The 25,546-nt window shown below is 64.9% G+C and carries 23 protein-coding genes; 7 read left to right on the forward strand and 16 right to left on the reverse strand.

Annotation, left to right across the window (positions count from 1 at the left end):
• Positions 1-4 precede the first annotated feature (4 nt).
• A complete protein-coding gene (gene yczR / locus WFI54_RS03635; RefSeq protein WP_336651423.1) occupies positions 5-1,438 on the reverse strand; it encodes a MocR-like transcription factor YczR in 1,434 nt (477 codons plus the stop codon).
• A gap of 61 nt (positions 1,439-1,499) precedes the next feature.
• Between yczR and yczE the strand changes: the two genes are divergently transcribed.
• A complete protein-coding gene (gene yczE / locus WFI54_RS03640) occupies positions 1,500-2,192 on the forward strand; it encodes a membrane protein YczE (protein ID WP_336651652.1) in 693 nt (230 codons plus the stop codon).
• On the opposite strand, the gene WFI54_RS03645 is transcribed toward yczE, so the two are convergent.
• From WFI54_RS03645 to WFI54_RS03665, 5 genes are all read right to left on the reverse strand, one after another.
• Positions 2,162-3,580 carry an APC family permease gene (locus WFI54_RS03645; RefSeq protein WP_336651424.1) on the reverse strand — a complete coding sequence of 473 codons (1,419 nt, stop codon included), beginning with the start codon at positions 3,578-3,580 and terminating at the stop codon, positions 2,162-2,164. The two genes, yczE and WFI54_RS03645, sit on opposite strands and share 31 nt — an antisense overlap.
• A gap of 178 nt (positions 3,581-3,758) precedes the next feature.
• A complete protein-coding gene (locus tag WFI54_RS03650) occupies positions 3,759-4,559 on the reverse strand; it encodes an ABC transporter permease (protein WP_336651425.1) in 801 nt (266 codons plus the stop codon).
• On the reverse strand, positions 4,556-5,416 hold the full coding sequence (locus WFI54_RS03655; RefSeq protein ID WP_336651426.1) for an ABC transporter permease: 861 nt from the start codon (positions 5,414-5,416) through the stop codon (positions 4,556-4,558). The genes WFI54_RS03650 and WFI54_RS03655 overlap by 4 nt, the downstream gene beginning before the upstream one ends.
• Positions 5,417-5,425: 9 nt before the next feature.
• Complete coding sequence (locus WFI54_RS03660; protein WP_336651427.1) at positions 5,426-6,604, reverse strand: ABC transporter ATP-binding protein; 1,179 nt, start codon at positions 6,602-6,604, stop codon at positions 5,426-5,428.
• A 2-nt stretch (positions 6,605-6,606) separates the two neighbouring features.
• On the reverse strand, positions 6,607-7,803 hold the full coding sequence (locus WFI54_RS03665) for an ABC transporter substrate-binding protein (protein WP_336651428.1): 1,197 nt from the start codon (positions 7,801-7,803) through the stop codon (positions 6,607-6,609).
• Between the two features lie 382 nt (positions 7,804-8,185).
• Here WFI54_RS03665 and WFI54_RS03670 point away from each other — a divergent pair, with 382 nt between their 5' ends.
• Both WFI54_RS03670 and WFI54_RS03675 read left to right on the forward strand, forming a co-directional pair.
• A complete protein-coding gene (locus WFI54_RS03670) occupies positions 8,186-8,653 on the forward strand; it encodes an Lrp/AsnC family transcriptional regulator (protein ID WP_024357680.1) in 468 nt (155 codons plus the stop codon).
• 2 nt (positions 8,654-8,655) lie between these two features.
• On the forward strand, positions 8,656-10,050 hold the full coding sequence (locus tag WFI54_RS03675; RefSeq protein WP_336651429.1) for an aspartate aminotransferase family protein: 1,395 nt from the start codon (positions 8,656-8,658) through the stop codon (positions 10,048-10,050).
• 328 nt (positions 10,051-10,378) lie between these two features.
• On the opposite strand, the gene rpsO is transcribed toward WFI54_RS03675, so the two are convergent.
• Positions 10,379-10,648 carry a 30S ribosomal protein S15 gene (gene rpsO / locus WFI54_RS03680; RefSeq protein ID WP_017885160.1) on the reverse strand — a complete coding sequence of 90 codons (270 nt, stop codon included), beginning with the start codon at positions 10,646-10,648 and terminating at the stop codon, positions 10,379-10,381.
• 391 nt (positions 10,649-11,039) lie between these two features.
• Here rpsO and WFI54_RS03685 point away from each other — a divergent pair, with 391 nt between their 5' ends.
• From WFI54_RS03685 to WFI54_RS03695, 3 genes are all read left to right on the forward strand, one after another.
• Positions 11,040-12,254 carry an ammonium transporter gene (locus WFI54_RS03685; protein WP_336651430.1) on the forward strand — a complete coding sequence of 405 codons (1,215 nt, stop codon included), beginning with the start codon at positions 11,040-11,042 and terminating at the stop codon, positions 12,252-12,254.
• A gap of 31 nt (positions 12,255-12,285) precedes the next feature.
• Positions 12,286-13,107: an inositol monophosphatase family protein gene (locus tag WFI54_RS03690; protein WP_336651431.1), complete on the forward strand. Its 822-nt coding sequence runs from the start codon at positions 12,286-12,288 to the stop codon at positions 13,105-13,107.
• Between the two features lie 158 nt (positions 13,108-13,265).
• A complete protein-coding gene (locus WFI54_RS03695; protein WP_336651432.1) occupies positions 13,266-14,465 on the forward strand; it encodes an ABC transporter substrate-binding protein in 1,200 nt (399 codons plus the stop codon).
• Between the two features lie 70 nt (positions 14,466-14,535).
• Here the strand turns inward: WFI54_RS03695 and WFI54_RS03700 are convergent, their stop codons facing one another.
• On the reverse strand, positions 14,536-16,011 hold the full coding sequence (locus WFI54_RS03700; protein WP_442918349.1) for an NCS2 family permease: 1,476 nt from the start codon (positions 16,009-16,011) through the stop codon (positions 14,536-14,538).
• Positions 16,012-16,289: 278 nt separating this feature from the next.
• The gene (locus WFI54_RS03705; RefSeq protein ID WP_336651433.1) at positions 16,290-16,661 is read right to left on the reverse strand and encodes an FKBP-type peptidyl-prolyl cis-trans isomerase; all 372 of its coding nucleotides are present in this window, start codon (positions 16,659-16,661) and stop codon (positions 16,290-16,292) included.
• A 188-nt stretch (positions 16,662-16,849) separates the two neighbouring features.
• Here WFI54_RS03705 and WFI54_RS03710 point away from each other — a divergent pair, with 188 nt between their 5' ends.
• Entirely contained in the window at positions 16,850-17,719 is an 870-nt protein-coding gene (locus WFI54_RS03710; protein ID WP_336651434.1) for a fumarylacetoacetate hydrolase family protein, read from the forward strand.
• A 133-nt stretch (positions 17,720-17,852) separates the two neighbouring features.
• Here WFI54_RS03710 and WFI54_RS03715 read toward each other — a convergent pair whose 3' ends face one another.
• The 7 genes from WFI54_RS03715 to WFI54_RS03745 form a co-directional block, all read right to left on the reverse strand.
• Positions 17,853-19,388 (reverse strand): aspartate ammonia-lyase, encoded by a 1,536-nt coding sequence (locus WFI54_RS03715; protein ID WP_336651435.1) that lies wholly within the window; start codon positions 19,386-19,388, stop codon positions 17,853-17,855.
• Positions 19,389-19,450: 62 nt separating this feature from the next.
• Positions 19,451-20,989 (reverse strand): MFS transporter, encoded by a 1,539-nt coding sequence (locus tag WFI54_RS03720; protein WP_336651654.1) that lies wholly within the window; start codon positions 20,987-20,989, stop codon positions 19,451-19,453.
• A gap of 104 nt (positions 20,990-21,093) precedes the next feature.
• The gene (locus WFI54_RS03725; protein ID WP_336651436.1) at positions 21,094-21,969 is read right to left on the reverse strand and encodes a M48 family metalloprotease; all 876 of its coding nucleotides are present in this window, start codon (positions 21,967-21,969) and stop codon (positions 21,094-21,096) included.
• Positions 21,970-21,981: 12 nt separating this feature from the next.
• A complete protein-coding gene (locus tag WFI54_RS03730) occupies positions 21,982-22,551 on the reverse strand; it encodes a LemA family protein (RefSeq protein ID WP_336651437.1) in 570 nt (189 codons plus the stop codon).
• Between the two features lie 128 nt (positions 22,552-22,679).
• The gene (locus WFI54_RS03735) at positions 22,680-24,032 is read right to left on the reverse strand and encodes a D-arabinono-1,4-lactone oxidase (protein WP_336651438.1); all 1,353 of its coding nucleotides are present in this window, start codon (positions 24,030-24,032) and stop codon (positions 22,680-22,682) included.
• The gene (locus WFI54_RS03740) at positions 24,029-25,282 is read right to left on the reverse strand and encodes an alanine racemase (protein WP_336651439.1); all 1,254 of its coding nucleotides are present in this window, start codon (positions 25,280-25,282) and stop codon (positions 24,029-24,031) included. The genes WFI54_RS03735 and WFI54_RS03740 overlap by 4 nt, the downstream gene beginning before the upstream one ends.
• Before the next feature lie 108 nt (positions 25,283-25,390).
• Complete coding sequence (locus WFI54_RS03745) at positions 25,391-25,540, reverse strand: hypothetical protein (protein ID WP_336651440.1); 150 nt, start codon at positions 25,538-25,540, stop codon at positions 25,391-25,393.
• Between the last annotated feature and the right edge of the window lie 6 nt (positions 25,541-25,546).

Genomic DNA, 25,546 nt, shown 5'->3' on the forward strand with positions numbered 1-25,546 from the left:
CCCCTCACACCACCTCGGCGGTCGCCGGTGCGGCAGCCGCAGCCCCACCGCCATCCCAGGCCTGGCGCAGCAGCTCGACAGCGTGTGGCAAATCGACCCCAGAGACCGCGAAGGGCAACCGCACGAAACGTTCGAACACCCCCGGGCTGCCAAACTGCGGGCCAGGCGAAATGCGCAGGCCCAACCGGGCCGCCTCCCGGCTCAACCTGGTGCTGCGCGCCGCCCCCAGATCTGCCCACACACTCACCCCGCCCGTCGCCGGTGAGATCCGCCACTCAGGCAACCCCTGCGCGAGCGCACCCGTCAGCGCACGATGCCCCGCAGTGAGCTCACGGCAGCGATCCGCAAGCACCTCGTCATAACGTTCCAGCGAGAGCGCACCGAGCAACTGCGCCCAGGTGCTCGTGCCCAGATCTCCCACCACCCGCGCCGCCTCAAGGCGCGCTATCAGCTCGGGCGCCGCCCGGATCCACCCCACCCGCAGGCCACCCCACACCGTCTTCGCAAGCGAACCGACGGTGAGAATCGCGTCTCGCTGGTGCGGCAGCGCCGCCGACGCCGCGAACGGCAGCACACCTCGCGGCTCGCCCAACACCAACTCTGCCGTCGTCTCGTCGGCAATGATGTACGTGCCCTGCTCGGTGAGGTTCGTGATGAGACGCTCGCGCAGCTCGGGGGGCATGCTGAGGCCAGTGGGATTGTGATGATCGGGAATCAAATATGCGAGACGGGCCGAGGTGCGACTCGCGATCTCCAGCATGCTGGCCGCGTCATAATCGTGCGGGCCGACGGGCAACTCAGCCACGAGCGCACCGGCCGAGGCGAGCGCCTCCCGGGCGTGCGGGTAGCTCGGCGACTCGATCAGACTGCGATCACCCCGATTCAGCAACGTGCGGGCAATCAGAAAGATCGCGTGCTGGGCACCGAGCGTCACCATGATCTGCTCGGGCACAGTGGGCAGGCCGCGGCGCGAATAGCGCTCCGCGACAAGCGCGCGTAGCGCCGGATGGCCGATCGTGTCGTAGCCGTCGAGGAGGAAGGCGTCAGGGTGTTCTGTGAGCGCCAGTTGCGCCAGCTCGGGCAGCCGCTGCCAGGCGCCGGGCGAGGCTCGCGTGAGCGCGATTTCATCGGGGTCACCCTCAGCCCAGACACCACCACGCACTCCCACGCGTCCGAGCACCACGGTGCCGGAGCCGCGTCGAGATTCGACGACTCGCTCCTCGCGCAGGCGCTGGTAGGCGGCCGCCACGGTGGTGCGGCTCACGCCGAGCTGCTCGGCGAGGGGGCGCTCGGCGGGGAGCACCGAGGCGGGTGGCAGCCGTCCGTCGCGCACGAGGAGCGTGATGCTCTCGCTCAGCTCACGGTAGCTGTGGCCGTTGCCGCGCCACGCTCCGAGGAGTTCTTGGAGCCGGCGGGCGGAGAGACGCTGCGCGATCATGAGGCCACTGTATGCGAATTGGCATCTTGAAGGCCAGTCCAATCTCATGTGGACTGATCGCATGTATTCCCGACTGCTCCGACTGGTCCCAGGCCTCCTGCTCTACGGCGTCGCCGACGCCTTCATGATCCGCGCCGCCATCGGCGTCGACCCCTGGACCGTCTTCGCCCAAGGCATGTCAGTGCGCACCGGCCTCGGCATCGGGCTGCTCACCAACATCATCGGCCTCGCTGTGCTGCTGCTCTGGATCCCCCTCCGCCAGAAACCAGGCCTCGGTACCCTGCTCAACATCATGCTCGTTGGCCCCGGCATCGAACTCGGCCTCTGGCTGCTGCCCACCCCCGAAACGCTCTGGGCCAAGATCGCCTTCTTCGCAGCCGGACTCCTCCTGCTCGCCATCGCCAGCGGCATCTACATCGGTGCCCACCTCGGCCCCGGCCCGCGCGATGGCCTCATGACAGGCATCTACAACCGCTTCGGCACCCCCATCTGGATGGGCCGCACCGCCGTCGAAGTAACCGTGCTGCTCATCGGCTGGGCGCTCGGCGGCAACGCCGGCATCGGCACACTCGCCTTCGCCCTACTCATCGGCCCGCTCTGCGGCATCACCCTGCCACTGCTCGACCCCGTGGCGCGGCGCGAACCCCGTGAACGCAAAACTTCCGGGGCCGGGCGCCATGCGCCGCAGCCCCGGAAGCCCGAGTGCGAAGCCGACGAAAGCCGCTACTCGACGCCCTCAACGACCTTGTTGTAGCCGGTGACCGGCTGGTTCTCATCGAAGGAGGCAACCTTCTGCCGGAAGCCCTTCGTGATGAAGAGCAGATAGAGGAAGCCGAGACCCGTCCAGATGAGACCGCCGAGCAGCGCGTGCCCATCGAGGTTTACCCACAACAGGCCCGTGAGAGCCGTGCCCAGCAGGGGCATGACGATGTAGTTGAAAATGTCCTTCGGCGTGTGACGGCGGCCCTTGCGGATCGCGAACCACGCAATCACCGAAAGATTAACGAAGGTGAAGGCGATCAGCGCACCGTAGTTGATGTAGGCCGCGATCATCTCCAGGGTGAAGGCGATCGCGAGCAGCGAGATCGCACCGGTGAGCACAATGTTGAAGGTGGGGGTGTGCGTTTTCGCGTTGATGTAGCCGAAGAACCTCTTCGGGAGCACATTGTTGCGACCCATCACCAGCAGCATGCGCGACACCGAAGCGTGCGAAGCCAGACCCGAAGCGAGCGTCGCCGCGAAGCCCGCGGCCGTCAGCACCGCCGCAAGCACCTTACCGCCGACAAGCTCACCGATGATCGGCAGCGTCGAATCCTCGACGAACTGCATGTCGCCGCCGGGCGCGAACTCGTTCCAATCGGGGAAACGCTGCTGCGTGAAGTAGCCCGCGACCAAGAAGATCGCACCGCCGAGCACCACCGTGAGCAGAATCGCCTTCGGCATGATCTTCGGCGTCTTCGCCTCCTCGGCGTACATGGTGACCGCGTCGAACCCGATGAACGAGAAGCAGACAATCGTGGCACCCGCGAGCACCGCACCGAGCTCGACCTCATTATGGAAGAACGGCTGCACCGTCACCACACCGCCCACACCGGCGCCGCCGGCGAGCTGCACCACAACCATCACCACGAACACAGCCATCACCGCGATCGAGAACACCAGCAGGATCATGTTCACATTCGAGGTGCCGCGCATCGTGAGGTAAATGATGCTCGTCACAAAGACAACGTAGATGATGACCCACACCCAACCGGGCACCGCGGGGAAGAACGCCTCAAGGTAGCTGCGAATGATGAGGCAGTTGACCATTGGGAGCAGCATGTAGTCGATGAGGGCGGTCCAACCCACCAGGAAGCCCACATTCGGGTGCATCGACTCGCGGGCGTAGGTGTATGCCGAACCGGCGCTCGGAATCGCGCCGGCGATCTTGCCGTAGCTGATCGCCGTGAAGATCATCACGATCAACGCGACGGTGTATGCGAGCGGCACCACATTGTTCGTGTCGCGCGCAACCAGGCCGAAGGTATCGAACACCACCGTGGGTGTCATGTAGCCCAGTCCGAGGCCCACAATGGCCCACAGGCCGAGGCTCCGCTTCAGGGACCCGCCACGCTTCGCGGCCGGCATCAACGTCTTCGTCATGTGCTCTCCGAGTCTCCGGTGGTCGCTCGGGCGGCTCGCCACGATGCGACACGATCTGCGGCGGGTTTGCACCCCACCAGGCAATCATCCTGCACCCGAAGCGCCCCCGACGCAAAAACAACAGCTTCCCGCCGCAGAATCTGCGGCGGGAAGCTGCCCAAATGGGTAACCCTGTTCTCTAGCGACGCGCCAACCGCTTCTGCTTGTTGATATTGACCATCTGCACGATGATCACGAGCAACAGCGCCCCGATGAACACAATCGACGCCAGCACATTCGCCTGCGCCGGCACACCCTTCAATGCCGAAACATAAATGAACTTCGGGAAGGTCGTCGCTGTGCCCGAGTTGAAGTTCGTGATGATGAAATCATCGAACGACAGCGCAAAGGAGAGCAGCGCCGCCCCGATAATGCCGGGAAGCAACATCGGGAAGGTGATCCGCCAGAACACCTGCGCAGGCGAAGCGTAGAGATCGCGACCCGCCTCCTCAATCGCGGGATTGAGACTTGCGACCCGAGCCTTCACCGCGACCACAACGTACGAGATGCAGAACATCGTGTGCGCCAGAATGATCGTGCCGATGCCCTTTTCTACACCCACCAGCAAGAACTGGGCGGCAAGACCCGCGCCCAACACCACCTCAGGGGTGGCCATCGGCGTGAACAGCAACAGGCTGACCGTCGAGCGGCCCTTGAACTTGAAACGCACCAGCGCAATCGCGATCATCGTGCCGAGCGTGGTCGCAATCACCGTGGCAACCACACCCACCAGAATGCTGTTGCCGAAGGCCTGGCACACCTGCGGGGCTCCGCAGGGATTCTGCCAGTTATCAAGCGTGAACCCGCGCCAGATGATGTTGTTGCGCCCCGCATCGTTGAACGAAAACAGAATCACATGGGCGATCGGCAGCAGCAGGTAGATCAGCGTGATCGTGGCGATCACAGGCACAAAGCCCTTACCGAGACTGAACTTCTTCACAGCAGATCCTCCGCCCCGCTCTTACGCACATAGGTGGCGACAAACACCAGAATGATCAGCATCAGCAAGATCGAAAGCGCCGCAGCCATCGGGTAGTTCTGAGTCTGCAAAAAGTTCGACTCGATCACGTTGCCGATCATCGTGGTGCCCGTGCCGCCCAAGAACTCGCGAGACGCATTCACGTAGTCGCCAGACATCGGAATGAAACTGAGCAGCGTGCCCGAGACCACACCGGGCATCGACAGCGGCAAGGTGATCTTGCGGAATGTCGTCACCGGCGAGGCATACAGATCGGAACCCGCCTCGAGCAGACGCAGATCGAGCGCCTGCAACGACGCAAACATCGGCAGCACCATGAACGGAATGAAGTTGTAGACCAGACCGAAGATCACCGAGAAATGCGTACCGACGAGATCACTCGGCAGAATCGACTTCCAGGCGAGCGTACGCAACAAGAAACTGATGAAGAAGGGCGCAACCACGAGGATCAGCAGCACCCCCTGCAGCATCGGCTTCGAACGCACCTTCACACCGATCAGATACGCCAGCGGGTAACTGATCAACAGACCGATGATCGTCGCAGTGAGGGCGTAGACGAAGGATCGCAGCAACTGCGGCCAATACTCGACCAGCGCAGCCCAGTAGTTGGAAAACTGAACAGCGGCCACATACTGGCCGATGCCGCCGCTCTCAGCCGGCACCTGCAGCGAAGTGAGCGCCAACTGCACGAACGGGGCGACGAAGAAGAGCAGCATGTAGGCGATGCCCGGTGCGAGCAGCACCAGCGCCATACGACCCTTCTTATTGGGCTGCTGCTCGACAGCCTTCGAGCTGCCGGAGAACGCGGTGAATGCCATGTGCGTTCCCTACTCGCTGAGACTCGCCTGCGAGGCAATCGCCCGAGTCGAGAAATCGGCGGTGAGCGCACCGGTGTCGAGACGATCATCGGCAAGGCCGAAGGTGTGCTCGACGTGCCAGCTCAACCAGACTTCCTCGCCGAGGCTCGCAGCAGGGCCGGCCTCGACGTTCTGCGAGAACACCTCGACCGCTCCGGCACCAGGCACCTCGACCGTGTATTCGGTGCTGACACCGATGAACGAGACGTCGGTGATGCGGCCAGGGCCGAGCACATTCCTGCCCGCAGTGTCTACGGGTGCCTCACGGTGCAAGCGCAACTTCTCAGGTCGCACGCCGATTGTGATCGCGCCGCTGTCGCGCTCACTGCGCGATCGGGGCAGCGTGATCGGCGTGCCCAGCAGATCGGTGTGGATCGCCGTGTCAGTGCCGCCCACCACATCGACCGCGAACAGATTCGACTTGCCCAGGAAGTTCGCCACGAACACGGTGCGCGGCAACTCGTACAGTGCCTCAGGGGCACCCATCTGCTCAATGCGCCCCTTGTTCATCACCGCGACGGTGTCGGCCATTGTCATAGCCTCCTCCTGATCGTGGGTGACGTGCAGGAAGGTCAAGCCAACCTCCTGCTGAATCTGTTTGAGCTCCTGCTGCATCTGACGTCGCAACTTGAGGTCGAGTGCGCCGAGCGGCTCGTCGAGCAGCAGCAGCGCCGGCCGGTTCACCACGGCACGGGCAAGAGCCACGCGCTGCTGCTGACCACCGGAAAGCTGCGCCGGCTTGCGATCCGCCATGTGATCGAGTTCGACGAGCTGCAGCGCCTCATGCGCCTTCGCAACCGGATCGCCGACCTTGCGGCGGCGCAGACCGAACGCGACATTCTCGAGAATCGTCATGTGCGGAAACAGCGCATACGACTGGAACACGGTGTTGACCTGCCGCTGGTGCGGTTTCAGCGCGGTCATGTCTTTGCCGCCGATGAGGATCTTCCCCTCAGTGGGATCTTCGAGACCAGCCACCATGCGCAGCGTTGTGGTCTTGCCGCAACCCGAAGGGCCCAGCAGTGCGAAGAACGAGCCTGCCGGAATCTTCAGATCGAGGTTCTCGACAGCGGTGAAACCGGGGTAGCGCTTCTGGATACCGACGAGTTCGAGGTCTGCGCCGGATGTTGCAAGTGAGTTTTCTGCCATGGTTAGAGCCCCAACACATTCTGGAATTCCGTGGAATAGCGCTTGTCTTCTTCAGCGGTGAGACTGCGGAACGAGTGCAAGTGCTGCCAATCGGCTTCGCTCGGGAAGATGAGCGGGTTGTCGGCATTCTCAGGGTTGATTTCTTTCATTGCTTCTTGCGTGCCCTTCACCGGCGGGATGAAGGTGACATAGTTGGCCACCTCGGCCATCACGACGGGATCGTAGTAGTAGTCGATCAGCTGTTCGACCTTCTTCTTCGCCTCCGCCGAGGTGCCATTGGGCACCGTGAAGGAGTCGGCCGCGATCATGCCACCCGACTCAGGGATCTCAAGGGTCCACTGATTGTCGTTCTCGGCGTTGAGCATCACCACATCACCGGTCCACGCCATCGCGGCGAGCGCGTCGCCCGTGATGAGATCTTGGGTGTAGCTGTTGCCCTTGACGTTGCCGATCTGGCCGCTATCCAACCCATCAGCGAGCCACGCTAGCGCCTCATTGAATTCCTTGTCGCCCCAGTCGCCCGAGGGGTCGTAGCCGAGACCGGCGAGCACCATGCCCATGGTGTCGCGCATCTCGCTCAGCACCACGACCTTGCCCTTCAGCTCCGGGCGCAGGAAATCGTCGAGGGTCTTAATGCCCTCCGGCACCGCCTTGGTGTTCCACACCCAGCCTGAGGCGGGGAGCTGCCACGGGATCGAGAACTTGCGGCCGGGATCGACATCGAGCGCATCCCACTGCGCATCGACAAGGTTGGCCTTCACATTGGGGAGGTTGGCGTAGTCGAACTCCTGCACCTGCCCCGCCTCGATGAGGCGGGCGTTCATCCAGTCGGTGAAGGTGACGACGTCGTAACCGGTGTACTGGTCGAGCTTCAGCTGATCCTTGATCTTGCCGTAGAAGGTGTTGTTGTCGTCGATGTCTTCGATGTAATCGACGTTGAAGCCGGCCTCCTGCACAAAGGCCTCGAGCGACGGGTAGGTGCCAGTCGCCTCGTCGAAGTCGAGGTAGTAGGTCCAGTTGCCCCAGACGATGCCGTCTCCGCCACCGCCGCCACCACCTGAGCAGGCTGAGAGGCCGAGCGCACCGGCACCCGCGGCCCCCACCGCGGCACCGCGCAGCAGCTGACGCCTGTTGAACTGCGCCCCGCGCAGCATCTGAACGATATTGCGGACAATCGGATCTTCTGGTTGACGGGCCATGAGTATCTCCTTTGGTTCTCACGGATGGGACCGACAACGCGAACGGCTGCACTGCCGGGTCTGAACATGAGACTGGCATAGAAAAGCGGCTGACGCCAAGCCCCCGCCCCGTGATCTGGCATTTCGTCACGAAAGGGTTACCTCACTCGTGCATGGCGGTGAATCTCGGCATCGATCCACCACCTGATCGACGCTTTCCGAAGCATCGCTTCCACTTGCACAGCGCGCATTGATACAGTGCTGTCAGCACCCTCCCCCGCCTTCCCAGCCGCGCACGAGAAGCGCTCATTGCTTGAGCAACGAGGCGGAGATAAGCAGAATTTGCCACCCTTTTCTTCGGATTCCTTTGCTATTTCAGCATTTCACTGCAAGAATCAGTGGCGTGAGCAGCAAACGCACTTCGCCAGCGCTCGACGCAACGTCGAAGGCGATCATCGAACAGCTTCAACGCGATGGTCGCCGCTCGTACGCGGAGATCGGCAAGGCGGTCGGCCTCAGCGAGGCCGCCGTACGCCAGCGCGTGCAAAAGCTCACGGATGCCGGGGTCATGCAGATCGTTGCAGTGACCGACCCAATGCGACTCGGCTTCAGCCGACAAGCAATGCTCGGCATCCGCGTTTCCGGCGACACCAGGGTCGTCGCCGACCGTCTCGCCGAGATGCCGGAGATCAGTTACGTGGTACTCAGCGCTGGCTCCTTCGACATCCTCGCCGAGGTTGTCTGCGAGGACGACGACGGTCTCATCGAACTGCTCAACGAGAAGATCCGCAAGATCGAGGGCGTAGCAGCGACCGAGAGCTTCGTCTACCTCCAACTCACTAAACAGAAATACGACTGGGGAACACGATAACCATGTCCTACGATCCCACTGCAGCCGTGGATGCCGCCGCGCTCCAGGCTTCGGCCCGCAACCACATGTGGCCGCACTTCACCAACCGCAAGGTGCTCAACGACGGCATCCCCGTCATCACCCGCGCCGAAGGCCACCACATCTACGACGCCGCAGGCAAGCAGTACATCGACGGCCTCGCCGGCCTGTTCGTTGTCAACGCCGGCCACGGCCGCCAGCGCATCGTCGAGGCAGCTGCCAAGCAGATGCAGCAGCTCGACTTCATGCCCCTGTGGTCCTACGCACACCCCGCCGCCGTCGAGCTGTCGGAGCGCCTCGCTTCGTACGCGCCCGGCGAGATGAACAAGGTCTTCTTCACCACCGGTGGTGGCGAGGCCGTTGAGTCGGCTTTCAAGCTTGCCAAGCACTACTGGAAGATCCAGGGCAAGCCGATGAAGCACAAGGTCATCTCCCGCTCGGTCGCCTACCACGGCACCCCGCAGGGCGCCCTGGCGATCACCGGCATCCCCGACATGAAGAAGTTCTACGAGCCGCTGACCCCCGGTGGTCACCGCGTGCCCAACACGAACTTCTACCGCGCAGAAGAGATGGGCGCCCCCTCGAACGACCTCGAGGCCTTCGGCCAGTGGGCCGCGAACCGCATCGAAGAGGCCATCCTCTTCGAGGGCCCCGACACCGTCGCCGCTGTCTTCCTCGAGCCCGTACAGAACTCGGGTGGCTGCTTCCCGCCTCCCCCCGGCTACTTCAAGCGCGTGCGCGAGATCTGCGACCAGTACGACGTGCTGCTCGTCTCGGATGAGGTCATCTGCGCCTACGGCCGTATCGGCGACTTCTTCGCGTCGAAGGCCCTCGGCTACGAGCCCGACATCATCACCTCGGCCAAGGGCATCACCTCGGGCTACGTGCCCCTGGGCGCCATGATCGTCTCGGACAAGGTTTCCGAGCCCTTCAACTCGACCGAGAACACCTTCTACCACGGTTTCACCTTCGCCGGTCACCCGGCGGCGGCAGCTGCGGCGCTCGCCAACCTCGACATCTTCGAGGAAGAAGACCTCAACGGCCACGTGCGCGAGAACAGCCCGCTGTTCCGCGCCGAGCTTGAGAAGCTTCTCGACATCGACATCGTCGGTGACGTGCGCGGCGAAGGCTACTTCTTCGGCATCGAGCTGGTGAAGGACAAGGCCACCAAGGAGACCTTCAACGAGGAGGAGTCGGATCGACTCCTGCGCGATTACCTGTCGCCCGCGCTGTGGGAGGCCGGCCTCTACTGCCGCGCCGACGACCGTGGAGACCCCGTCATCCAGCTCGCTCCCCCGCTGACCATTGGTCCGGCTGAGTTCGCAGAGATCGGCGGCATCCTCCGCAGCGTGCTGAAGGACGCCTCCTCGAAGATCTAATCTCGAGCGCGTAACCGCCCCAGACCAGTCTCGGGTTCGCAGCCCCCTCACCACCGGCCACGCCGGCGGTGAGGGGGCTTTCGCGTGCGTGAGGGGCGTGCGGGAGAGGTGTGCGGGTGGAGGCCTGGCAGCAGTCGCGGCTTGCGGTGCACAAGGTCAGCGGATCAGCGGCTGCGGATCAGCAGCGGATCGGCGACACGCCGTGACGGCCTGGCGACAGATTTCCGGCGGTCCCCCGTCTATATCTATGGCGGGCCCGCACACGCAGAAGCGCCCCGCTCCTCCGAAGAGGAGCGGGGCGCTTGCAGTAAGCCTGAGCGGCGATCGCTTAGCGGCGAAGGCCCAGACGCTCGATGAGCGAACGGTAGCGCGCGATGTCGACGTTCTGGAGGTAACCCAGCAGACGACGGCGCTGGCCGACGAGCAGCAGGAGGCCACGGCGCGAGTGGTGATCGTGCTTGTGGGTCTTCAGGTGCTCGGTCAGATCCTTGATCCGCTGCGAAAGCATCGCAACCTGCACCTCGGGGGAACCGGTGTCACCGGGCTTGGTCGCGTACTCTTCGATGATCGCCTTCTTGACTTCTGCTTCCAGTGCCATAGGGATCCCCTTCCTCTTGCTGCGCGGCGCCATCAGCGGGATGCTGGGGCTCTCTTTATCCGCGGCCGTTCTAACGGCAACCTGTACATCCTAGCACCTTTACTCCCCCCGGGGCTTCTCGAAGTAGTGTTCGGGCTCGCCCTGCGCCACATGGATCTGCCGTCCGCATGAGATCTGCCGTCGATATGACGCCCGAGGCAAGTGGCGCCATATCTGCCGCAGATCCCATACCGAGGGCCGAGGCCGAAACTCCGGCCGAAGGCATGTGACCATCCAGAAACCCACCCGTGACCCGACCGTGACACCTCAGAGACAGCCCCGAAACAGTGGCAGCGCACACTTGTCGAACCGACGGCCTACGATCGGGCCGGTGCAGAGAAAGGCAGCAGCCATGGAACTCACTCCGCAAGACGTCTGGACACTCGCGAGCACCGCGCTCGTGCTCATCATGACCCCGGGCCTCGCCCTTTTCTACGGCGGCCTCGTGCGCGTGCGCTCCGTGGTCAACATGATGCTCTTCAGCGTGAGCGCCATGGGCGTCGTCGGCGTGCTGTGGATCCTCTTCGGCTACAGCATGAACTACTTTGCCGAGGGCGAGAGCGGCTTCGCAGGCGACCCCTTCAAAGACTTCGGCCTGATTGCCACTGCCCCGGCCGACTTCATCGGTGTGGGCTTCGGCGCCGTGTTCGCGATGATCACGACCGCCCTCATCTCGGGCGCGATAGCGGATCGGGTGGGGCTCGGCTCGTGGGTGCTGTTCGCGGGCGTGTGGGCCACGCTCGTCTATTTCCCCGTCGCGGCCTGGGTGTGGGGCGGCGGCTGGATTCAGCACCTGGGCAGCGTGCTCGGCACCCCCGACGTGATCGACCTCGCCGGCGGCACGGTGATCCACATCAACGCGGGCGCTGCAGCGCTCGCATTGGCGCTCGTCGCGGGCAAACGCCTGGGCTTCGGGCCAGGATCGCACAAACCGCACAGCATCCCGCTCGTGACGATCGGTGCCGCACTGCTGTGGTTCGGGTGGATCGGCTTCAACTCAGGTCTCGCCACAGAGACCGGCGAGGCCGGCCTGATCCTCGTCAATACCCTGGGAGCGCCGGCCGCAGGCATCGTGGGGTGGATCGTGGCCGACGTGCTGCGCGGCAAGAAGCCGGGAGTGATCGGCGCGGCATCCGGCGCAGTCGCGGGGCTCGTCGCAATCACCCCGTCTGCTGCGAATCTGGCACCGATGTGGGCGCTGCTGCTCGGGCTCATCGCCGGCATCGCGTGCGCCTTCGCAATCGAGTGGAAGTACCGTCTCGGCTACGACGACTCCCTCGATGTCGTCGGCCTGCACCTCGTGGCGGGCGTGATCGGCTCGCTCTATCTCGGCTTCTTCGCCTTCAACGACGGGCTGTTCACCGGCGGCGACGCAGGCCTGCTGCTGGTGCAGACGATCTCGGTGCTCGCCGTGATGGTCTACTCCTTCACCGTCTCACTGCTGATCGCACTGGGCGTGAAGCTGCTGACCGGGCTGCGGGTGCCTGCCGAAGTCGAGGAGAGCGGCATCGACGCCGTCGCCCACGGCGAAGAAGCCTACGCCTACGAGGTGCCGGCGCTGCGATGACCCGGCGCAGGATCGGCGTTAGGCTCAGATCATGACTCTCGCGCAGCCCCACGACGCCCAGCAGCTCGCCAGCATCGCCTCAGAGGTCGCCGTCGCGGCGGGCAAGCGCATCCTCGAATTGCGACGCGGCGGCGTTGCCGTCGCCGCGAGCAAGTCGAGCGAGGTCGACATCGTCACCGAAGCCGACCGCGCCTCAGAGCAGATGGTGGTCGAAGCGCTGCTCGCCGCAAGACCAGACGATGGCGTGCTCGGCGAAGAAGGCGCGGGCATCACGGGCACCAGCGGCATCACCTGGGTGATCGACCCGATCGACGGCACCGTCAACTACCTCTACGACCTGCCCGCCTACGCGGTGAGCATCGCGGCTACCGTGCCCGACACCGCAGCGAGCGCCGACGGTCGACGCGCGATCGCGGGTGCGGTGTTCGCGCCGCGCACAGGTGAGCTCTTCGAGGCGTGGCAGGGCGGCGGATCACGCCTCAACGGCTCCCCCCTCGCGATCTCGGGCAAGCACGAACTCACGACCGCGCTCGTGGGCACCGGCTTCGGCTACACGGCCGAGCGCCGCACCGAACAGGCGGCGATGCTCTCACGCACGCTGCCGAAGGTGCGGGACATCAGGCGATCAGGATCCGCCGCCTACGACATCTGCAGCTTCGCGGCAGGCCGTCTCGATGCCTTCTACGAGCACGGCCTGCAGCCCTGGGACTACGCCGCGGCACTGCTCATCGCCCGCGAAGCCGGCGCAACGGTGATCGGCGTCGACGACACCACCGCACCGGGAGAACCCGGATTCTTCGCGGCAGACGCCCAGCTGGTGGGTGAACTGCGAGGCCTCGTGCTCGGAGCCTGAGCCGCGCCCGGCTCGGTGCGCGGCCGGGGGCGCGGTGATCCGCCCCCGCGATCCGCATGTCAATGAAAATGACAGCGACATGGATTTGCCCCGCCGGGATATGTGAGGATGGGTGAGAGAGACGTCGCAACAGCGACGCAGTTTCCAAAGGAGGGAACATGCTCCGTCAGCCCGCTGACCCCATCGTGCGCGAGCTCATCAACCGCGCCAGGGCCACCCAGCTCAACCGCCGCCAACTGCTGCGCGGCACCACCGTCGGAGCAGCACTGCTCGGCATGGGATCACTCGCCGCCTGCGCAGGCCCCAGCGGCCCCGGCGACGGCTCCGGCGGCACTGTACGCTGGGCCAACTGGACCTACTACCTCGACTACGAGGACGAGACAGGCAACTGGCCCTCACTCGACGTCTTCATGGAACAGAGCAACATCCGCGTCGAATACTTCGAAGACATCGACGACAACAAAACCTTCATCGCCAAGATCAAAGACCAGCTCAAACTCAAGCAAGACATTGGCTACGACGTCATCGTGCCATCAGACACCACCCTCGTGCGCCTGCTCGAACAAGACCAGCTCACCGAATTCGACCGCTCGCTCATGCCGAACGTCGACGCGCAAATGATCGACATGGTGCAGCACGCCTCATTCGACCCGGATCGAAGCTGGTCGATCCCCTACCAAGCAGGCATGACCGGGCTGGTCTACAACACGCAGCTCTACCCGAAGGGCGTGCGCGAAGTCTCCGACCTGTGGGTGCCGGAGCTCAAAGGCAAAGTCAACCTGCTCACCGAGCAAGACGACACCCTCGCCCTCATCATGCTCGAACAAGGCGTCGACATCGAAGGCAACTGGGGCGACGACGAGTTCGAAGCCGCGCTCGCAGTCGCGGCGAAGCACATCGACAGCGGCCAAGTCGCCACCGTGAAAGGCAACTCCTACACGCAAGATCTCGAACAGGAGACCGTCTGGGCCGGCATGGCCTGGTCAGGCGACATCGCCATCCTCAACGAAGACGCCGGCGAAGAGATCTGGAAGTTCGTGGTGCCCGACTCCGGCGCATCAGTCTTCATCGACTCGTTCTGCATGCCCACAGCCACCGAGGCATTCGAACAGGTGCACCAGCTCATCGACTACTACTACGAGCCCGAAGTGGCAGCCCAGGTCGCCGAGTACGTGCAGTACGTCACCCCCGTCGCCGGCGCGCAAGAGGCCATGGCGAAGATCAACCCGGAGCTCGCCGAAAACCCCCTCATCTTCCCCGACGAAGACATGTCGAAGCGCATCTTCGACATGCGCTCCCTCACCGCAGAAGAAGACAACCGCTACTCGCAGGCATACCAGCGCATCCTCGGCAACTGAGGTGCGCTGACACGACGAAGCCCCCGGGTCCACGATGATGGCGGATCCGGGGGCTTGATCGTGCGTGACGTTATACGCCGAGGAACGCCTCGATCGGGCCACGAGCGAAGAAGACCACGAAGCCCGCCGCGACGACCCACAGCAGCCAGTGAATGCTGCGCGCGCGGCCGCTGAGCGCGTGGATCAGCACCCAGGCCACGAAGCCCGCGCCGATGCCGTTGGCGATCGAGTAGGTCATGGGCATGACCGCGACGGTGAGGAAGACGGGCAGCAGCACGCGGAAGTCGCTGAGGTCAATGTTCTTGATCTGGGCCATCATCAGCGCACCGACGATCACCAGGGCCGCCGCGGCGACCTCGGTGGGCACGATCTGGGTGAGCGGCGTGAAGAACATCGCCAGCAGGAACATGAGACCGGTGATGACGTTGGCGAAGCCGGTGCGCGCGCCCTCGCCGATACCGGCGCCGGACTCGATGAAGACCGTGTTCGACGACGACGAGGTCATGCCGCCCGCGATCGCGCCGACGCCCTCGACCACCAGCGCCGACTTCAGTCGGGGGAAGTTGCCCTGCGCATCGGCAAGACCGGCCTCACGCGACAGACCCGTCATCGTGCCCATCGCGTCGAAGAAGTTCGTGAACAGCAGCGTGAAGACGAGCATCACCACGGTGACCACGCCAACACGGCCGAGATCAAAGCTGACCGCACCCACGAGGCTGAGATCGGGCACGCCGAACGGGGCGCCGCCCAGCTCGGGCACGGTCAGGCCCCAGCCGCCAGGGTTCGCGATCTCGCCGTCAGCGCCGGTGCGGGGCCCGAGCTGCGCGATAGCCTCAACGATCACCGAGATCACGGTACCGGTCACAAGACCGATGAGCAGGCCACCCTTCACCTTGGCTGCCACGAGCACGCCGGTGAGCACGAGGGTGATCGCGAAGATGAGCGTCGGCACAGTGAAGACCGAGCCGTTCACGCCGAGGCCCACGGGCGGCGAGCCCTGGCCGGTCGCCGTCACGAAGCCAGAGTTGACGAAACCGATGAACGCGATGAAGAGGCCGATGCCCACCGTGATCGCAAGCTTCAGCTCGACGGGCACCGCGTCGAAAATCATGCGGCGCAAGCCCGTCGCGGCAAGCAGCACAATGAGCAAACCGTTGATGACCACCAGCGCCATCGCCTCAGGCCAAGTCACCTGACCCACCACCGAGAAGGCGAGGAAGGCGTTGATGCCGAGCCCGGCCGCGAAACCGAACGGCAGACGCGAGACGAGACCGAACAGAATCGTCATCACGCCCGCGGTGAGCGCAGTCACCGCGCTGACAGCGGGGAACGAGAGCGAATTGCCCTCGACATCGACGCCGCTGGTGAGGATGATCGGGTTGAGAATGACGATGTACGCCATAGTCACGAAGGTGACGAGCCCACCCCGGATCTCGGTGCCGAATGTCGACCCCCGCTCCGTGATGTGGAAGAAGCGGTCAAGCGCTCCCTTCGGTTCGGCCGCCACCGCGGCCTGCTTCGTCGTCTCCTGGCTCGCCTCTGCCACCGTGGCTCCGTTTCTCAAGCTGAACGTTCGCTGAACACAGCAACGCTACCATCCGTGCCCTTGGACCGCCGAGCCGCCCGGATCACTGAGGTGCACGGATTGCTGAGGTGCCCGGCCCGTGCGGCACCGATCGATGTTCTTGCACCTCGCTTCTTGGGTTTTCGGTGCACGAATGTCGATCGGTGCACAAGGAAGGAAGCAAGGAGGGCAGGGTGCACGCAAAAGAGCCCGCCCCGAGGGGGGCGGGCTCAATGGCTCAACGAGTCCTGCGCACCGGGTTAGCTGACACCCAGCAGGTCGATGACGAAGATCAGGGTCTTGCCCGAGAGGGGGTGCCCGCCCGAGACGCCGTACGCCTGCGCCGGGGGCACGATGAGCTTGCGGCGGCCGCCGACCTTCATGCCGGGGATGCCCACCTGCCAGCCCTGGATGAGGGCGCGCAGCGGGAAGTTGATCGACTCGCCACGGCTCCACGAGGAGTCGAACTCTTCGCCCGAGTCGTACTCAACTCCGAGGTAGTGCACGTCGACAGTCGAGCTGGCAAGCGCCTCCTCGCCGGTGCCTTCAACGAGATCGACGATCTGCAGTTCTGCGGGGGCGGGCCCGTCGGGGAACTCGATCTCCGGCTTGGTCATGGCTGATTCACTCATTCCTCTATTCTGTCCGATCCCGCGGGGCGTCGCTCACGCGTTCGCTCTCGGGGAACCCTGCATTCGGTGGCGGATCGCGGCAGCGCGGCACAATCCGCAGCAGTGCGCTCCCCACAAAGATCACGCATCGACACGTGAGAGAACCGCTCGAAACACAGGCTCGGCGCCTTCTCGGCTACGCTGGAGACGTGAGATTCGCGCACCTGATCCTCTCCCCCTCCGGCCTCCCCGAGCTCGTCGTCGTGCACGACGACCGCTTCGCACCGGTTCGACGCCTCGGCGCCGAATACCCCACCCTGCAGCACCTCATCGAGGCCGGCCCGCAGGAGCTTGATCGTCTGCGCAGCGCAGTCGCCGAACTGCCGGAAGACGCCTGGGCTCCGCTCGCAGACGCGGTCTTCGCTCCCGCCGCCATCGGCGCCCCCATCGTGCTGGCTGTCGGCCTCAACTACGATGAGCACGCCAGCGAGCTGAGCCTCGACAACGATTCAGGCCCGGTGCTGTTCTCGCTCTTCCCCAATTCGCTCGGCGCCCACGAGGGCGAAGTGCCGCTTCCGGCGCACATCAGTGAAGAGGTCGACTATGAGGGCGAACTGGCCGTGGTGATCGGCCGCGCCGCCAAGAACGTCTCCCCCGAAGAAGCGCTCGACTATGTCTTCGGCTACACCGCGATCAACGACATCACGGCCCGCAACGTTCAGTTCCAGGAGCCACAGTGGTCGCGCTGCAAGTCGTTCGACGGTTTCACCCCGATCGGCCCCGTGGTGGTGACCGCCGATCAGATTCCAGATCCGCAGGTGCTGCGCATCACCACCGACGTCGATGATCTGCGCGTGCAAGACTCAACCACCGAGTTCATGATCCGCACCGTCGCGCAGCTCATCTCCTCGATTTCGCAGTCGCTCACGCTGCTGCCCGGCACCGTCATCTCGACGGGATCCCCCGGTGGCGCTGGCCGCTCGCGCAAGCCCCCGCTCTACCTGCGCCCCGGCACCGACGTCACCGTGACCATTGAGGGCATCGGCGCACTGACTTCCCACTGCATCGCAGCCGAATAGCGGCAGCGCAAGACGAAGGGCGGGCGGATCCTCGGATCCGCCCGCCCTTCGTCGTGTGCCGAACCGGGCCCCGAACGCGAACGGAGGGCGGCGGATCACCGATCCGCCGCCCTCCGTCGCGATGTGCCGTGGCTTACTCGCCCTGGGGCTCGTCGACCTCGTCGGCGGTCTCGCCGTCCTCGGTCTTCTCCGGCGCAGCGCCACCCACGGTGTCGATGACCCCGGTCTCGGGTGCGAGACCCGCGAGCTTCTGCGGCTGCAGAATATCGGCGAGCTGCGCCTCATCGAGCAGGCCGCGGGAGACCACCAGCTCGGAGACCTTTTCGTTGGTCGCGAGCGCCTCCTTCGCGAGCTTCGCAGCCTCGGCGTAGCCGATCACCGGCGCGAGCGCGGTGATCACTGTGACCGAACGCGAAACGGTGTCGGCGAGGCGCTCCTCGTTCGCGGTGATGCCGTCGACGCAGTTGACGCGCAGCGTCTGGCAGGCGCGCTCAAGCCACGTGATCGACTGGAACAGCGAGTGCGCGATAATCGGCTCGAAGGCGTTCAGCTGCAGCTGACCGGCCTCGACCGCCATCGACACGGTGACGTCGGCACCCGCGACCGAGTAGGCGACCTGCGACACCGCCTCGGGGATCACCGGGTTGACCTTGCCAGGCATGATCGACGAACCCGCCTGGCGCGCCGGCAGGTTGATCTCGCCGAGACCCGCCTGCGGGCCGGAGGAGAGCAGACGCAGATCGTTGGAGATCTTTGAGAGCTTCAGCGCGCTGCGCTTGAGGGCACCCGAGAAGGTGATGAACACGCCAGTGTCGCTCGTGGACTCGACGAGGTCGCCGGCGGTTTCAAGCTCAAGGCCGGTGTTCTCGCGCAGGTGGCGGATCACGGTCTCCTTGTAGCCCTTGGCCGCGTTGATGCCGGTGCCGATCGCGGTCGCACCCATGTTGACCTCGCGCAGCAGCGAGACGGCCTCGGTGAGACGCTCGATGTCTTCGCGCAGGGTCACGGCGAATGCGTTGAACTCCTGGCCGAGGGTCATCGGAACGGCATCCTGCAGCTGGGTGCGGCCCACCTTGATGATGTGTGAGAACTCGCGACCCTTCGCGGCGAAGGAGTCTGCGAGCAGCGCGAGCTCGTCGAGCAGGCTCGTGAGCGAGAACGCGAGCGCGATCTTGATCGCGGTCGGGTAGGTGTCGTTGGTCGACTGGCTGCGGTTCGTGTGGTCGTTGGGGTTGATGAAGGCGTAGTCGCCCTTCTGGTGCCCCGCCAGCTCGAGCGCGCGGTTGGTGATGACCTCGTTCGCGTTCATGTTGGTCGAGGTGCCCGCACCGCCCTGCACCACGCCAACCACGAACTGGTCGTGCAGCATGCCGGTCTTGATCTCTTCGCAGGCGCGATCGATGAGGGTGGCGCGCTGCTCGTCGAGTGCTCCGATCTCAAGGTTGGCGCGAGCCGCAGCCTGCTTCACACAGGCGAAAGCGCGAATGAAATCGGGGTACACCGAGATGGGTCGTCGCGCGATGGGGAAGTTCTCGTGAGCGCGAGCCGTGTGCACCCCCCAGTACGCTGAAGCCGGAATCTCGACACTGCCGAGCGAATCCGTTTCGGTGCGGGTTTGTGCTGACAAGAAGTCACTCACCGGTATCAAATCTCCATCGTCAGAGAACATGCGGTCGAAACCGCGGGGTCGACACATAGCCTACCCGCGAATCGGCGCAGATCAGCAGCCGCTCACGGCCGAGCCGCAGGATATTCATCATCGGGCCCAGCCCCAGAATCATCACGGGTGTTACGGGGGCCAAAACGCGGCTCCTGATCGCCTTCGAGGGGAACCTGCATATCAGCATCCGCGACGGCATCAGGGGGCGGATCAGGCAGCCGCACCATCCCCGTCGCCGGGCCCGCCGCCAGGCCGTCCTGAGGGGCTGACTCCCCCGCCCCGATCAGCTCGCCCTCGCGGCGCAGCACTGCGAGCGGGGCCGTCAGCGTCTCGGTCTGCCTGGCAGGATCATCGTCAACGCCGGGGCGCCCGGCGTGGGTCACCCGCAACCGCATACCTCCGTCGCGGTGGAAGCGCAGACGACGCTCCGTGAACAGCCACGCCACGCCCACGCCGAACGCCGCGAAACCTGCAACCGCACTGATGAACAGTGTGGATCGCGGGCCAAGCGCATCGGCCGCAGCACCCACAAGCGGTGCCCCCACAGGAGTGCCGCCCATCAGCACCGCCATGTACAGCGCCAGCACACGGCCCCGCACCGCAGGTGCCGCCGTGGTCTGCACAAACCCATTGGCCGTGGTGAGCATCGTCGAGATCGCAAGACCGAAGAACACGAGCGTTGCCGCGAAGGTCCAGAACGTCGGCATGACCGCCGCCACCAGGCTCACCACCCCGATGCCGCCAACCGCAAGAATCACCACCCGCATGCGCGCCGACGGCCGGCGCGCGGCAAGCAGCGCCCCCGACAACGAACCGATCGCGAGAATCGAGGAGAGCAACCCATAATCTCCGGCACCCCTGCCGAACTCGACAGCCATCGTCGACGAGATCACCGGAAAATTCATGCTGAACGCGCCCACCAAGAACACCATCACAAAGATCACGAGCAGGTCGTGTCTCGCACGCACATACCGAAACCCTGCCGAAAGCTGACGCCACTGCGACTCCCGCGATCCGCGATCCGCACGCTCAGGGCGCGAATCGATCAGCAGCAACGCCCCCAGCACCGCGACAAACGACGCCGCGTTGATCAGAAACACCCACCCCGAACCCACAACCGCGATCAACACCCCAGCAACAGCCGGGCCCACCAGGCGCGCCGAATTGAACGACGCGGAATTGAGCGCAACCGCATTCGACAGCTGCGTCGGCCCCACCAGGTCAGAGACAAAAGCTTGCCGCGAGGTCGTATCAAAGGCGTTCACCACGCCGAGCGCGAGTGCGAAGCCGTACAGATGCCACAGCTGCGCTTGCCCCGTAATGAGCAGCAGACCCAGCGCCGCCGCAAGCAGCATCAGCAGCGATTGCGTCACCAGCAGCACCCGACGACGGTCGAAGCGATCCGCCACCGCACCGCTGAACGGCACGAGTAGCAACTGCGGCCCGAACTGCAACGCCATCGTCACCCCGACGGCTGCAGCATTCGTGTCGGTGAGCTCGGTCAGCACCACCCAGTTCTGGGTGGTCGCCTGCATCCAAGCGCCCACATTCGACACGAGCGCTCCCGTGAACCAGATGCGGTAATTGCGCACCGAGAGGGAGCGGAACATGTTCGACACGACTGGGGCGACCTCCTCGGTTCGGTGCCCCCTACCCTACGCCCCCGCGCCCCGCCGCGGCAGGGGCTTGACGCGGGAAGACCCGGATGGAGCCCCTAGAACTTGCCGCCCATGTCAAGCAGACGGCGGATACGATCCGGGATCGGCGGGTGGGTCGCGAACAGACGGCTCATCAGGCCGGGCTTCAGCGGATCCGCAATCCACAGATGCGCCATGCTCGACTGCTGCTTCTGCAACGGCCGGCCATACTCGGAAAGCTTGTGCAGCGCGCTCGCAAGCGCTTCAGGGTGGCGAGTCGTGAGCGCACCCGTGGCGTCGGCGAGATACTCGCGCTGCCGTGACACCGCCAACTGCACGACCGAGGCAATCAGGGGTGCGACCAGCATCGCGACCAGACCGAAGATCAGCACCACAGGGTTGCCGTTGTTGTTATTGCCGCGCGCGAAGAACGCCATACGCATGAACATGTCGGCCAGCATGCCAATCGCCACGACCAAGCCGTACACGATCATCGAAACGCGGATGTCATAGTTGCGCACGTGCCCTAGCTCGTGGGCCATGACGCCCTCGAGTTCGGAGTCGGTCATGATGTCGAGCAGGCCTGTCGTGGCCGCCACCATCGCGTGCTCAGGGTTGCGGCCCGTCGCAAACGCGTTGGGGGCCGGATCGTTCACGATGTACACCTCGGGCATCGGCGTGCCCGTGGTGATGGAGAGATTCTCGACGATCCGATACAGACGCGGGTTGTCAGCCTCGGTAATGCGCTGCGCCCCGCTCATCGAGATCGCCTGCCGACCAGCGGCGAAATACTGAATCAGCGCGTACCCAGCCGCGAACACCACCACGGTAATGACGATGCCAGGCGAGTTGTAGATGTAAGCCGCCATCCAGCCGAGCGCACCGATGATGGCGACGAACAGCAGGATGATGAGGACGCTGTTGACCTTGTTGCGGCGAATCGCGCTGTACACGGACCGCCCCGGTTAGAACTGGATGCGCGGCGGCTCGGAGATCGAGGCGACGTCTTCGACCTCGAAGAACTCACGCTCGGTGAAGCCCATGCCGCGGGCGAACAGCGTGTTGGGGAACACCTGGATCTTGGTGTTGTACTCGCGCACGCCACCGTTGTAGAACCGGCGCGAAGCCTGAATCTTGTTCTCGGTGTCGACGAGCTCGCTCTGCAGCTGAAGGAAGTTCTGGCTGGCCTGCAACTGCGGGTAGGCCTCAGCCACCGCGAAGATGCTCTTCAGCGCCTGCTGCATGTGGTTCTCAGCGGCGGAAGCCTCAGCCGGGCCCTGCGCAGAGATGGTCTCGGCGCGGGCCTTCGTGACGTCTTCGAAGACGCCCTTCTCATGCGCAGCGTAGCCCTTCACCGACTCAACCAGCGAGGGAATCAGATCGGCACGACGCTTCAACTGCACCGTGATATCGCTCCACGCCTCGTCAACGCGCACACGCAGCGTAACGAGAGAGTTGTATGTGATCCAGACGTAGCCGATCAGCAGCACGAGCACGCCAGCTGCGATGAGCAGGGCAATCAATCCACCAGACATGTGTGCATCATATGCCACGAAGGCAATGAAAATACTGAGGATACGGGGCGCTCACCACCGCGGTCACGCCGAGGCGCAAGCGACCGCACGCGGCGAGCCTTGCCACCCGCACAGACACCCAAATCTGTTCAGCGCCCCAGCACCCGCTCCAGATACGAATTCGTGAAAAGCCGGTCAGGATCAAGCCGATCCCGAACCGCCACAAACTCATCGAACGCCGCATACCGCTCACGCAGCGAGTCAGCAGTCTGCGTGTGCATCTTGCCCCAGTGCGGGCGGCCGCCATGCGCGGCCAGAATCGCCTCAGCGTCACGAAAATAGCCGCGATCCCGATCCTTCCAATACCGGTGCACCGCCACATACCCGGTGTCCCGCCCATGCGCCGTCGACAGCAGCAGACCATCAGCAGCAGCCGCACGCACCTCAACCGGGAACGACACCAGATAGCCGCGCCGCTCGATCATCGCACGCAGCTCGCGCACCGCATCAGGCACCGCCTCGAGCGGCAAGCCGAACTCCATCTCATGGAACCGCACCCGGCGGTGCGTGACATACACCCGGTGCGACTCATCGCTGTACACACGTCGGCTCGACAGCGACTCGATCAGCCTGTTGATGCGCGGAATGGCGGCAGGCAGCACCCCGCCGATCGCGGTGCACGCACCGAACGCCACATTGTTGGCAAGCTCCTCATCGGCGAAGCGGGCGGCAAGGCTCAACGGCGCGCGATCCGCATCGAACGGCAACCGAGTGTTGGTCTTCGTACGCGCGCCACGGGTGTGCGGAAACCAGAAAAACTCGAAGTGATCCACCTGTCGCGTGCGCTCCACAAACCCGTCAAGCACCTCATCAAGCGGCATCGGCGCCTCCTCAGCCCGAAGCAGATAGCGCGGCACGCACTGCAGCGTCACCGTCACCAGCACCCCGAGCGCGCCGAGCCCAAGAGCGACCGCCGGCAGCAGCTCCGCATGATGATCCTCATCAATCACCAGGGTTTCACCAGCGCCCGTCACTATCGTCGCGCCCACCACACCCGTCGCGAGACCACCAAGCCGCACACCGGTGCCGTGGGTGCCCGTCTGCGTGGCGCCCGTGATCGTCTGCCTGTCAATGTCACCCATATTGGGAAGCGCAAGACCGAGCGGACCCAGGATTGCAGGCAACTCCCACAGGTGCGTACCACCCCACAGGGTGACGCGGCCGCGGGCAGGATCGGCCGACACGAGGCCCCGCAGGCGACTCATATCAATGCGGATCCCATCAGTGGCACCAATACCCGTGAAGCTGTGAGAGGCGCCGATCGGCTTCACCGTGCGACCCGTCTCCCGAGCGCGCTGCACCGCGAGCTCGATCTGCGCAACGTCGCGCGGCACGATCTCAAGCTCGGGCCGTGAGCGCTGAGTGCGCGCCCAGTTGATCCAGCTGGTGTGCCAGCGGGCGTGCGGCCCCAGCGCCGACTGCTCGTTCTGTCTCCCGGTCACAGGAAGCACCGCCCCTCTCCTCGATAGCTCAGGATCGGCGGCAGCGCCGTCCCGTCAGCGCGCACCGGCACAATATCGGCCGTGTGCTCCAACGCTTCGCCCGCCTTGGCATGTCGCAACCACACCCTGTCGCCCACGTGCAGATCGCGCGCGGCCGCGCCCCGCACAGGGGTCTGCACCTCCCCCGCACCCTCGCGCGGTTCGAAGCCGAGCCCGGCCGGCCACACCGGCAGCGGCAGACGGTCGGGCGCCGCGGGGCCAGAGGCGATCCAGCCGCCGCCGAGCAGCGTTGCCAGATCAGGCGAAGGCTTGCGCACCACATCGAGCGCGAAGGCCAACGCCGGGGCCGGCGCGAAGGCGCGGTAGTGGTCGAAGAGGTGCGGCCCGTACAACCCGCTGCCCGCCGCAACCTCGGTCACCGCCGACTCCGCAACCGTGCGCTCGATCGAACCCGTGCCACCACCGTTGACGAACTCCAGCTCCGCGACCCCGCGCACCGCCGCAACCGCTGCGGCGCGGCGATCCGCCAGTTCCGCAGCGCTCGCCCGCTGCACGGCCCGCAACAGAGCACCCTCAGCGCCCCGACCGGCGGGCGCATCGGCCACTCCCGCAATCTGCGCCTCGTATGCCATCACCCCGACAAGTTCGAAGCCAGGCCGCCGCGCAACGATCTCAGCAAGCTCCCGCAACTGCTCTGGGGTGCGGATCGGCGAACGTCGCACCCCCAGATGCCCGAGCGCACGGGTGCGCCACGAAGCATCGAGGTCAAGGCACACGCGGATCGGCGAACGCTCACTCGGGGAGACCGCGGCGTCGATCAAGTCGAGCTGATCCGCACTGTCGACCACTACCGTGACCCGAGCCGCCGCCCGCTCATCGCGGCCGAGCGACGCAAGCGCCGCGCGGTCAGCCGTGGGATACCCCACCACCACATCATCGACGCTCGACGCCAACCACAAGGCCTCCGCGAGCGTGAACGCCAGCACACCCCGAAACCCCGGCAGCGCAAGCACCGCGTCAAGCACCGGACGCGACCGCACCGACTTGCTGGCAACGCGGATCGGCAACCCGCCAGCACGCCGCAGCAGATCATGCGCGTTGTAGCTCAACGCTTCGACGCTCAACGCGACGACCGGCGCCGGTCGATCGCGCGTCGCCTCGTCCAGGGCGTGCCAAAAGCGATCCGCATCGCGCCAGGGGTGCCGCTCGGCCGCAGCCCGCACCTCCGCAGCGGCGAGATCGAGTGTCATGTATCGCAGTGTAGGGGGTGGCGGGCATCGACGGGAAGGGCTTGGTGGGCCCGGCGCCCGAACGGGACTCGGTCTCAGCAGGGGTCGTGCTGCGGAGCTGATGTGGCGTCAGCCGCCGCGCAGATCCCGGTCAAGCTCCGCCTGCCACACCGCCCGCTCCTGAGCCCGTCGCGCCCGCCACGCGCGAACACGCAAAAACAGCGCAAGCAGAATCGTGACGACGATGACGATCACGAGCAGTGCCTTGCCGAAAACCATCGCCCC

It is taken from the genome of Leucobacter sp. MMO-125, from assembly GCF_037148395.1.
Classification (GTDB): Bacteria; Actinomycetota; Actinomycetes; order Actinomycetales; family Microbacteriaceae; genus Leucobacter.